The sequence below is a fragment of the Novosphingobium sp. AP12 genome (genome assembly GCF_000281975.1).
Lineage (GTDB): Bacteria > Pseudomonadota > Alphaproteobacteria > Sphingomonadales > Sphingomonadaceae > Novosphingobium.
This window is the reverse complement of record NZ_AKKE01000119.1, coordinates 19,848-31,023: the sequence shown is the minus strand read 5'-3', so window position 1 is coordinate 31,023 and position 11,176 is coordinate 19,848. Positions and strand designations below refer to the sequence as shown.

Sequence of the window (11,176 nt, the reverse complement as noted above, 5' to 3'; positions counted from 1 at the left end):
CACCGCATCGGGCCGTTGGTATGAGTGGATACAAGGCTCCACACATCGGGTCGACGGTAGCGCCGGCGAGACTGCGTCATTATGGACGAGGTTTGGCGACCGATCAGGCCTGCCACGGCGTGCGGGGATAGCGCCGTTGACGACATCCTGATCTTCCTACCGTTCCTGATGCTTTCCGCGCTGGCCATCAATCTGTCGGCGCCAGTGCCAATATTGTTCGTGCAACGACGCGTCCGATGGGACGGCACCCTTTTTCCATGCCTCAAGTTCCGCAACATGGTCGTCAATTCGCAGGCCGTGCTCGACGCTCCGCTCACATCGTCGCCGGAAGCTCGCATCGAATGGGACAGGGACCAGAAACTGCGCGACGACCCTCGCATCACCCCCATCGGCACGGTCCTGCGCAAGAGCAGCCTCGACGAAGTTCCGTAGCTTTTCAACATTCTGGCCGGCCACATGAGCGTCGTCGGCCCGCGGCGATCATTGAGGCAGAAATCTGCCTCTACGGCGCGCGATTCGGCGCCTATTGCTCGGTGCACCCCGGACTGACCGGCCTGTGGCAAGTCAGCGGCCGCAACGAGGTTTCCTACGAAGCTCGCATCCGGCTGGATGCCCTCTACGCCCGCCGGAAGTCACCGCTTTATGATCTGTCGATCTGCCGGCGCACGTTCCCGCCGTACTGGCGTCTCGCGGCGTGTACTGAAATCGAGTTGTCGCAGCGCTTGAATCCGGCAGTCCCATCCGAGAATGAATGCCCCTACCACGTCTAATTATCACCATCACGACGAGGGTCCGGTCCAACGCCGGTTCATCTGGCCGCGACTATGGGCCGAAGGCCCCTCTCGCGGCCGCCGAATTTCTTTTGGTGGGGTGCATCGATTGGTCGAGATAGCGGCGCGGATGGCCCGCCGACAACATGGTGCCAGGGTTTCTTCGCCTCAGACGCCGACAGTCACGCGGCGGGCGGTGCGGTCGATGGTGAAGGCGAAGGGACTTTCGGGATCAATCGTCGCGCAATGTAGCCAGCCTTCTCCAGGGCGCTGCCAATCGGCAACCGTCATCTCCAGTCCCTCCCGCGTCGACCAGCGCACCGGCTCGGGGAAGCGGTTGTACAGATCAAGATGTTCCATGCGCGCGGCGGACAGGGCCGCAACGTAATCTTCCAGGCCCTGGTCACGGCCGGTCCAGGCTATCCAGCCAATCGGGTTGTCCTGGCAGTAGGCATTGTTGTTGCCCTGCTGAGTGCGCCCGAATTCGTCCCCAGCCGTGAGCATAATGGTGCCGCTGGCCGCGAAGAGGGTGCCGAGAAGCGCGCGCAGGTCCGTGCGGCGGGCGGCCTGTACTGCCGGATCGGCGCTGGGTCCTTCGACGCTGTTGTTCCAGCTGAAGTTCTCGCCATGGCCGTCCCGGTTCTGTTCCCCGTTGGCCCAGTTATGGCGCTGCTCGTAAGCGACCGTATCGGCGAGCGTGAAGCCATCGTGCGCTGCCAGGAAATTGACCGAGCGGCACCCGCTGTCCGCAGACGGGCGGCCGAATATGTCCGATGAGCCGGCAAGCCGCGTCGCCAATTCACCGATGCCGCCCTCCCCTTTCCAGAAGCGGCGCACGTCGTCACGGAAGCGGTCGTTCCATTCCAGCCAGTTCTCGGGGAAGTTGCCCAACTGATACCCGCCGAGCCCGACGTCCCAGGGTTCGGCGATCAGGACACGATCCGCCAGCAGCGGGTCCTCCGCGATTTCGGCGAAGATCGGTGCGTGACGGTCGAAACCCGGCTCGCGCGCCATGATCGGTGCGAGATCGAATCGGAACCCATCGACACCGCACTGCGCGACGAAGTGGCGCATCGTTTCCAGCGCCAGCATGCGCACAGCGGGGTTGGCGAAATCCAGCGTGTTGCCGCAGCCGGTGTCGTTGATCAACTGGCCGCCGGGTCCGCGCGAGTACGCCGCATCGTCGAGTCCGCGCAGCGACAGGACGCCGCCGGCCAGGTCGCTCTCGCCCGTGTGGTTGAAGACGAGGTCGAGAACGACGCCGATCCCCTCTTCGTGCAGCGCGGCGACGGTGCCGCGCAGTTCCGCGACGCCGCCGGGGCACAAGCCCGGGTCGAGCGCCATCATCGCCACCGGGTTGTAGCCCCAGGCATTGACGAGGCCGAGCGGCGGCAAGTGGCGCTCGTCGATCCAGCCGACTACCGGCATCAGTTCGACCGCGGTGACGGACAGCTTCTTCAGGTGCGCGACGATCGCGGGGTGCGCCAGCGCTGCCACCGTACCGCGCAAGGGCTCAGGCACGCCGGGGTGCTGCATGGTGAAGCCCCGCACGTTGAGTTCGTAGACGAGGCCGCCGCGTGCAAAATGGGGGGGCTCTCGCGGAACGGGTGCGGACGGTGCCGGCACGATCGCGCGTGGGACGATGTCGGCCGTATCCTCACCGAACATGGCGAGGCGCGGGTCCTGCAGGAAACGCCGATCGAGTTCGAGGGCATAGGGATCGACCAGCAGCTTGGCGGGATCGAACCACAGCCCGCGCTCAGGCGACCATTCACCGGCCGCACGGTAGCCGTAGCGGGCGCCGCTCAGGTCGCCGGGTATCTCGATCGTCCAGTCGGGACCGCCGCGCTCCATCGGATGACGGGTCTCGTTCTCGCCGTCGAAGAGGCAGAGCCAGACCATTTCGGCGCGGGGCGACCGGACGGCGAAGCGAGTGTTGCCGTTGACCAGGTGCGCACCGAGCGCGCTCATGCGGTCAGCGCGGCGTAGAGATCCGCATAGGCTTTCCCGCTGGCCTTCCATGAGAAATCGCACTTCATCGCGTTCTTCTGCACCCTCTCCCACACCTCGGGCTGGCGGTAGAGCGCGGCGGTGCGGGTGAGCGCGGCGGCGAGCCCGTCATAGTCGACGCCGTCGAACTGCACGCCGGTGGCGCAGCCCGCGGCGAGCGCGGCGGGGTTGGCGTCGATCACCGTGTCGGCCAGCCCCCCGGTGCGCGCGACGACGGGCAGGCATCCATAGGCGAGGCCGTAGAGCTGGGTCAGGCCGCAGGGCTCGAAGCGCGACGGGATGAGGATCGCGTCGCCGCCGCCCTGCATGCGGTGCGAAAGCGCCTCGTCGTAGCCGATGCGGATGCCGATGCGGCCGGGATGGCGAGCCGCGGCCTGCATGAGGGCGCGCTCTATGCCGGCATCGCCGGAGCCGAGCAGCGCCAGCTTCCCGCCGATTCCGACGAGGTGGTCGATCACTTCGGGCAGCACGTCCATGCCCTTCTGCCAAGTCAGGCGCGTGACGGCGATGAACAGGGGACCGTCGGCGCCGTCGTCGGGGTCGAGACCGAATTCGGCTTCCAGAAGCCGCTTGTTGGCGCGGCGACGCTCGAGCGTGCGGTGACCGTACCGGGCCGGCAGTTCGTTGTCCGCCGACGGATTCCAGACATCGGCGTCGATGCCGTTGAGGATGCCGTGCACGGCATCGCCGCGCGCCACGATCAGTCCTTCGAGGCCCATGCCGAAAGCGGCCGACCGAATTTCGCGGGCGTAAGTCGGGCTGACGGTGGTGACCGCGTCGGCGCAGGCGAGGCCCGCTTTCAACATGCCGACGCCGCCGTGGTACTCGACCCCGTCGATCGCGAATGCCTCGGCCGGAAGGCCCAGCTGCGGAAAGACCTCGGCGCCGGACCACCCCTGGAACGCCATGTTGTGGATGGTCACCACCGAGGGCCTGCGGCCATCCGCACCATGCGGGGCGAATCGCAGGTAGGCGGGCGCCATGGCCGCCTGCCAGTCGTGCGCGTGGACGAGGTCGAAGGGTTGCGGCTTGCCGCGTTTCAGGATGGCTCCGCCCGCGATGTCGGCGGCGGCGCGGCCGAGCGCGGCGAAGCGCTGCCAGTTGTCGCCCCAGTCACGGCCGGCGGAGTCGGTATAGGGCGCCCCTTCGCGGGCGTAGAGCGCCGGGGCGTCGAGGACCAGAAGCGGATGGTGACCGTCGAGAGTGCCCGCAAGCAGGCGCGCCGGCGTGCCGACGAGCGAATCCCAGCCGTGCACCGCGCGGGGGCGGCGCAGCGCGGCAAGGACGGCGGGATAGCCGGGGAGCAAGGTGGTCGTCTCCACCCCATGCGGGGCAAGCGCGCCAGGCAGTGCGCCGACGACGTCCGCGAGACCGCCGGTCTTGACGAGCGGCACAGCCTCGGAGGCGACGGAAAGGACTTTCAACGGCATCGAACCATCACATCCCCAGTCGGTCGATCATCGGCTTGGTGATGAGGCAGACACCGTTCTCGGTGCGGCGGAAACGGTGGGCATCGAGTTCAGGGTCTTCGCCGACGACGAGACCTTCGGGGATGCGCACGCCGGAATCGATGATGACACGCTTCAGGCGGGCGCTGCGGCCGATGTTGGAATAGGGCAGGATCACTGCCTCCTCCGCGCAGGAGAAGCTGCCCATCTTCACCCCCGTCATCAACAGCGAGCGCTTGGCCAGCGCGCCCGAGACGATGCAGTCGTTCGAGATTAGCGAGGAGATCGCATGGCCGCGGCGTCCTTCCTCGTCGTGGACGAACTTGGCTGGGGCGGCGACCACCGCGTCGGACCAGATCGGCCATTCGCGGTCGTACATGTCGAGCTTGGGCACGGTGTCGGTGAGGTCGAGGTTGGCGTCGAAATAGGCGTCGAGCGTTCCCGCGTCGCGCCAATATTCCTCCAGTTCGTCCGCGGCCCGGATGCAGCTGTCCGTGAAGCGATGGGCCTGCGCGTGGCCATGCTTGACGATATAGGGGATTATGTCTCCGCCGAAGTCGCGCTTGCTGTCGGGGTCGGCAGCATCGCGGCGCAACTGGTCGAACAGGAACTCGGTGTCGAAGACGTAGATGCCCATCGAGGCGAGCGCCATGTCTTCCTGGCCGGGAATGCCGGGAGGATTGGCCGGCTTTTCGACGAAGTCGGTTATGCGGTCCTGGTCGTCGACATGCATCACGCCGAAGGCCACCGCCTCCATGCGCGGCACGACGAGGCAGCCCACCGTCACGTCCGCACCCGAGTTGACGTGCTGCTGCAGCATCCGCTCATAGTCCATCTTGTAGACGTGGTCGCCTGCGAGGATCACCATGTACTTGGGATCGTGCGGCTGGATGATGTCGATGTTCTGGTAGACCGCGTCGGCGGTGCCCTCGTACCACAGCAGCTCGGAAATGCGCTGGCTAGCGGGGAGGATGTCGAAGCTCTCGTTGCGTTCGGGACGCATGAAGTTCCAGGCGCGCTGCATGTGCCGGATAAGGCTATGGGCCTTGTACTGCGTCGCGACGCCGATGCGGCGGATACCCGAGTTGATCGCGTTCGACAGCGCGAAGTCGATGATGCGCGCCTTGCCGCCGAAGTAGACCGCGGGCTTGGCGCGGTTGTCGGTCAGCTCCCTGAGGCGGCTGCCGCGCCCGCCGGCGAGCACATAGGCCATGGCATCGCGCGCCAGCGGCCCAGACGGTGTTCTCATCGCTCACTCTCCATGGTCGCCCCCGCGACATTGCCGTTTGCAGTTGCCGGTGCTCAACCGGCGTATTCGAGCATGTCCGCCGGCCCTAGCCGGCAAACTCGAGCATGATGGTCGCCAGTGGCGGAAGCGTGACGACGGCGCGGCCATCCGCCGACTTCACCTGGCCGAGGTTGCCCTTGCCGGTGCCGCCGTAGTGAACGGAATCGCTGTTCAGGATCTCGTTCCACTTGCCTGCCAGCGGCAGCGGCACTTCATAGTCCGTTCGCAGGGTCGGCGTCATGTTGGCGATCACCGCGACCGGATTGACGCCCGGCGCCTTGCGCAGCCAGGCGAAGACCGAATTCTCGGCGTCGTCGACGATGAGCCATTCGAAGCCGTCCGCCTCGCAGTCGGCGGCGTGAAGCGCGCGCTTGGAGCGGTAGAGGCGGTTCAGGTCCTTGACGAGATTGCGGATGCCCTCGTGCGACGGCGCATCGCGCAGTTCCCAGTCGAGAGCACGGTCCTCGCTCCACTCGCGGCGCTGGGCGAATTCCTGGCCCATGAACAGCAGCTTCTTGCCCGGATAGCCCCACATGAAGCTGTAGTAGGCGCGCAGGTTGGCGAACTTCTGCCAGTCGTCGCCGCTCATCTTGCCGAGCAGCGAGCCCTTGCCGTGGACGACCTCGTCGTGGCTGAGGGGCAGCACGAAGTTCTCGGAGAAGGCGTAGACCAGCCCGAAGGTCAGGTCATCGTGGTGGTAGCGCCGATGCACCGCGTCGCGCGACATGTAGCGCAGCGTGTCGTGCATGAAGCCCATGTTCCACTTGAAGCCGAAGCCGAGCGCGGTTTCCTTGGCCTTGCCGTCGCCTTCGTAGGCGGGCTGGGTGACGCCGGGCCACGAGGTCGATTCCTCGGCGATGGTCATGAAGCCAGGGTGCTGGGCGTAGACGGCGCGGTTGACGCCGCGCAGGAACTCCACCGCCTCCCAGTTCTCGCGCCCACCTTCCTTGTTGGGGATCCACTCGCCCGCCTTGCGCGAATAGTCGCGGTAGAGCATCGAGGCGACGGCATCCACGCGCAGACCGTCGACGTGGTAGCGCTCCGCCCAGAACAGCGCGTTGTTGACGAGGAAGCTCGACACCTCGCGCCGGCCGAAGTTGTAGATCAGCGTGTTCCAGTCGGGCTGGAAGCCGAGGCGCGGGTCTTCGTGTTCGTAGAGCGCGGTGCCATCGAAGCGGACGAGGCCGTGCTCGTCCTTGGGGAAGTGCGCGGGCACCCAGTCGAGCAGGACGCCGATGCCGGCGCGGTGGGCGCCGTCGACGAAGCGCGCGAAGCCGGCCGGCTCGCCGAAGCGCGAGGACGGGGCGTAGAGGCCCGTCGCCTGGTAGCCCCATGAAGGATCGTAGGGATGCTCGCTGATCGGCATGAACTCGATATGGGTGAAGCCCATCTCGACGACATAGGGGATGAGCTGGTCGGCCAGGTCGTCCCAGTTGAGGAACCAGTTGAAGCGGTCGCGCTGCCAGGAACCTGGATGGACCTCGTAGATCGAGATCGGCACCTTGCGTGCATCGACCGAGGCCCAGTGCGCCCGGTGGGCCTCGTCACCCCAGTCGAGCTTGGCGGGCACGGCGGTCATCGAGGCGGTGGAGGGACGGATTTCCGCCATGAAGGCGAAGGGATCGGCCTTGAGCGGCTGCACCGAGCCGTCGGCGCCGACGATGTGGTACTTGTAGGCCCGGTAGTCGCCGATGTCCGGGAGAAAGATCTCCCACACGCCGATGTCGGTGCGATTGCGCATGACGTGGCGCCCGGGGTCCCAGTCATTGAAATCGCCCACCACGCTGACGAGCCGGGCATTTGGCGCCCAGACCGCGAAGTGGACGCCTTTTGCGCCCTCGTGCTCGATCAGGTGTGCGCCCAGCTTGTCGAACAGCCGGAAATGCGTGCCCTGCGCAATGAGCAGGTCGTCGACCGGGCCGAGCACCGGGCCGAAGGTGTAGGGATCGGTCACCAGCCAGTCATGCCCGCCCGCGGTGCAGCGGTAGCGGATCGGCTGAGGCTTGATGCGCAGGCGGGTTTCGAACAGGAAACGGTCGTCCACCTTGTCGAGCTTGCCCAGCCAGTGCCCGTCGAGACTGAACGCCTCGACGCACTCCGCTCCGGCCAGGAGCGCGCGCAGATGGGTGCCGTCGGGCGCGGAATGGGTACCAAGTAACGAGAACGGATCAGCGTTCGTACCATGCAGCAGGGATTCGATGGCGCTTTCCGTCGGCTTCACAAGACTTTCCAGATTTCCTTGGCGTACTCACCGATAGTCCGGTCCGAGGAGAACCACCCGACATTCGCAATGTTCCGTATGGCGGAGGCCCGCCACCCTGCGACATCCTCCCAGCGCGCATCGACCTGCCGCTGCGCGGCGGCGTAGGCGTCGAAATCGGCGGCGCACATGAACCAGTCGTGGTCGTAGATGCCGTTGATGAGGCCCTGGTAGCGGGTCGGATCGTCGGGCGAGAACACGCCGGACGATATGGCCGACAGCGCCTGCGCCAGTTCGCGCGATCCTTCGATCACTTCGCGCGGATTGTAGCCCGCCGCGCGCCGGTCCGCGACTTCCTGCGCGGTCATGCCGAAGATGACGATGTTGTCGTCGCCGACGTGCTCCTTGATCTCGACGTTAGCGCCGTCGAGCGTGCCGATGGTGAGCGCGCCGTTCAGCGCGAACTTCATGTTGCCGGTGCCCGAGGCTTCCATGCCCGCGGTCGAGATCTGCTCCGACAGGTCGGCCGCCGGAATGATCCGCTCGGCATAGCTGACATTGTAGTTCGGCACGTAGACGACCTTGAGCAGCCCGCCGACCGAGGGATCGGAATTGACGCGCCGGGCGATGTCGTTCGCCAGTTTGATGATGAGCTTGGCGTTGTGGTAGCTGGGCGCCGCCTTGCCGCCGAAGATCTTCACGCGCGGCACCCAGTCGCGCTCGGGATGGCTGCGGATCTGGTCGTAGAGCGCGACGGTCTCTATCAGGTTCAGCAACTGGCGCTTGTATTCGTGGATGCGCTTGATCTGGACGTCGAACATCGCGTCGGGATCGAGGCGGATGCCCATGGTCCTGCGGATGTGGTCGGCAAGCGCCACCTTGTTGGCGCGCTTCACCTCGCCGATCCGCTCACCCAGCACGGCGTCGTCCGCCATGGCTTTGAGTTCGGCCAGCTTCGCCGCATCGTCCAGGAAGTCTGGCCCGATCGCGTCCTTGATGACTTTGGTCAGCCCCGGATTGCACTGCTGCAGCCAGCGGCGCGGGGTGACGCCGTTGGTCTTGTTGTTGATCCGCGTCGGGTAGAGCGCGTGGAGATCGGCGAAGACCGTCTCCTTCATCAGCTCGGTATGCAGCGCGGCGACGCCGTTGATCGAGTGCGCGCCCACGAACGCGAGGTTCGCCATGCGCACCCGGCGCTCCCCGCTTTCGTCGATGAGCGAGATCGCGGCGATCTGCGAGTCGGTCAGCCCCGCCTTGCGGGCTTCCCGCAGGACGCGGCTGTTGATCGCGTAGATGATCTGCATGTGGCGCGGCAGCAGCCGTTCGAACAGCGGCAGCGGCCAGGTTTCCAGCGCCTCGGGCAGCAGGGTGTGGTTGGTGTAGGAGATGGTCTGCTTGCACACCTCCCAGGCCTCGTTGAACTCGAGCCCGTGGACGTCGACCATCAGGCGCATCAGTTCGGCGACGGCGACCGAGGGATGGGTGTCGTTGAGCTGGATCGCGGCCTTGTCCGGCAGCGTGCGGATATCGCCAGCGTACTGGACATGGCGCCGCACGATGTCCTGGATCGAGGCGGCGGTGAAGAAGTACTCCTGCCGCAGGCGCAGTTCCTGGCCCGAGGGGCTGGAATCGGCGGGATAGAGCACGCGCACCAGGCTTTCGGCGCGCATCTGCTCGGCCAGCGCGCCGAGGTGGTCGCCGGCGTTGAAGGCGTCGAGCTTGAGCGGATCGACCGGGTTCGCGGTCCACAGCCGCAGTGTGTTGACGCGCTTGCCCTTGTAACCGACCACGGGCGTATCGACCGCCGTCGCCTCGACCTTCTCGGCCGGGTGCCAGACCACGCCGTCACCTTGCGCTGCCACTTCGCCGCCGAAGCCGATGAGGTAGGTGCTCTCGACCCGCTCGAACTCCCAGGGGTTGCCGTGGGCGAGCCAGGTCTCGGGCAGTTCGACCTGCCAGCCGTCCTCGATCCGCTGGCGGAACATGCCGTTCACGTAGCGGATGCCGTAGCCATAGGCCGGGATGTCGAGCGTGGCGAGGCTCTCCATGAAGCAGGCGGCGAGACGGCCGAGGCCGCCGTTGCCCAGCGCCGCGTCGGGCTCCATTTCCTCGAGCTCGGCGAGGTCGAGGCCGTGGGCGGCGAGCGCCTTCTCCATCTCGCGCGTCAGGCCCATGTTGGACAGGGCGTCGCGCAGGAGGCGGCCGATCAGGAACTCCATCGAGAGATAGTAGACGCGCTTGCCGCCGGCGTCGTAGGTGCGCCGCGTCGATTTGAACCAGGCATCGATGATCTCGTCGCGCAGCGCATAGATCGCGGCGCGATACCAGTCGTGCGGCCGCGCCGCGCGCTCGTCCTTGCCGACCCGGTTGCGCAGCACGCGCATGATGTGCTGGTCGAGATCGGAGGAAGTGACGGGCTTGGTGTCGGACACGGGTTCGCTGGCCACGGGAGCACTCCTTGACAGGCCGCCACGAGCGCCGCCTGTCGGCCCGCTCGGACGGCTCCGGTTATCGCCAGGACCGGGGGCGAAGAAGCGGGCGAAACACCCTTCTCCCCGTCTCCTGAGCGTCATGGCTACCACAGGCCAGCGGGGCGGCAAGTGCCATTGTGCAGTGCCGCATAATTTTAACTTCCGGCCCCGTCGCAGGCACCGCCCTGGCGCTTTGCCCCGCCATGCCGGCGCGCTATCCTCGGCCCCGAAAACACGGGAGAGCCGCCGATGACGCAACGTATCCTGCGCGACGACAGGGACGGGCTGTGCACGCTGACGCTGAACCGCCCGGACAAGCTGAACGCGCTCGACACCGCGACGTTCGAGGAACTGGACGCTCACTGCGCCGCGCTGGAAAGCGAGGCCGCCTCGGTCGGCTGCGTGGTGCTGCGGGGCTCGGGCCGGGCGTTCTGCGCAGGGGCGGACATCGGCGGCATCGGACCGGGCTTCACCGACAGCCGCTTCAAGCCCCGCGTCGTCGCCCGTCTTGCCGCCCTGCCCCAGCCGGTCATCGCGGCGGTCCACGGCGTATGCTTCACCGGAGGACTGGAACTCGCCCTCGCCGCAGACCTGATCGTGGCGGAGCGCTCGGCGCGGTTCGCCGACACGCACGGCAAGTGGGGCCTCGTCGGTGCCTGGGGCATGACCCAGCGCCTGCCCCGTCGCATCGGCGCCGCGCAGGCCAAGCGGCTGATGTTCACCGCGCAGGCTATCGAGGCGCCTGAAGCGGCCGCGCTCGGGCTGATCGACGTGCTGGTGGCAGACGGGGAACTGGACGCGCACGTGGCGGAACTGGCGGCGCAAATCCTCGCCAATTCATGGCACACCAATGCCGAGACCAAGAAGCTCCTAGCCGCCACCGACGGCATGACGCTGGCGCAGGGGCTTGCATACGAGTTCGAGCATTACCCCGGCTTCGCACCCGACCATGCCGAACGGCTGGCGCGGTTCAGCCGGAAGTAGCGGAA

At 66.6% G+C, this 11,176-nt stretch carries 8 protein-coding genes; 3 read left to right on the top strand and 5 right to left on the bottom strand.

Annotation, left to right across the window (positions count from 1 at the left end):
- Nucleotides 1-81 precede the first annotated feature (81 nt).
- Both PMI02_RS28415 and PMI02_RS26490 read left to right on the top strand, forming a co-directional pair.
- Nucleotides 82-432, top strand: coding sequence for a glycosyltransferase (locus PMI02_RS28415; protein ID WP_007684593.1), 351 nt, complete (start codon nucleotides 82-84; stop codon nucleotides 430-432).
- Nucleotides 342-770, top strand: a complete 429-nt coding sequence (locus PMI02_RS26490) for a sugar transferase (protein WP_255348715.1) — start codon at nucleotides 342-344, stop codon at nucleotides 768-770. Before PMI02_RS28415 ends, PMI02_RS26490 begins: the two co-directional genes overlap by 91 nt.
- A 168-nt stretch (nucleotides 771-938) precedes the next feature.
- On the opposite strand, the gene glgX is transcribed toward PMI02_RS26490, so the two are convergent.
- The 5 genes from glgX to PMI02_RS15705 all read right to left on the bottom strand — a co-directional run bounded on the left by glgX (nucleotide 939) and on the right by PMI02_RS15705 (nucleotide 10,163).
- Nucleotides 939-2,741, bottom strand: a complete 1,803-nt coding sequence (gene glgX, locus PMI02_RS15725) for a glycogen debranching protein GlgX (RefSeq protein WP_007684591.1) — start codon at nucleotides 2,739-2,741, stop codon at nucleotides 939-941.
- Nucleotides 2,738-4,210, bottom strand: coding sequence for a glycogen synthase GlgA (gene glgA / locus PMI02_RS15720; protein WP_007684589.1), 1,473 nt, complete (start codon nucleotides 4,208-4,210; stop codon nucleotides 2,738-2,740). Before glgA ends, glgX begins: the two co-directional genes overlap by 4 nt.
- 7 nt (nucleotides 4,211-4,217) lie before the next feature.
- Entirely contained in the window at nucleotides 4,218-5,477 is a 1,260-nt protein-coding gene (glgC, locus tag PMI02_RS15715; RefSeq protein ID WP_007684588.1) for a glucose-1-phosphate adenylyltransferase, read from the bottom strand.
- A gap of 85 nt (nucleotides 5,478-5,562) precedes the next feature.
- On the bottom strand, nucleotides 5,563-7,737 hold the full coding sequence (gene glgB, locus PMI02_RS15710; RefSeq protein WP_007684586.1) for a 1,4-alpha-glucan branching protein GlgB: 2,175 nt from the start codon (nucleotides 7,735-7,737) through the stop codon (nucleotides 5,563-5,565).
- Nucleotides 7,734-10,163, bottom strand: a complete 2,430-nt coding sequence (locus tag PMI02_RS15705; protein WP_007684584.1) for a glycogen/starch/alpha-glucan phosphorylase — start codon at nucleotides 10,161-10,163, stop codon at nucleotides 7,734-7,736. Before PMI02_RS15705 ends, glgB begins: the two co-directional genes overlap by 4 nt.
- Nucleotides 10,164-10,436: 273 nt before the next feature.
- Between PMI02_RS15705 and PMI02_RS15700 the strand changes: the two genes are divergently transcribed.
- A complete protein-coding gene (locus tag PMI02_RS15700; RefSeq protein ID WP_007684582.1) occupies nucleotides 10,437-11,171 on the top strand; it encodes an enoyl-CoA hydratase/isomerase family protein in 735 nt (244 codons plus the stop codon).
- Nucleotides 11,172-11,176: the final 5 nt, after the last annotated feature.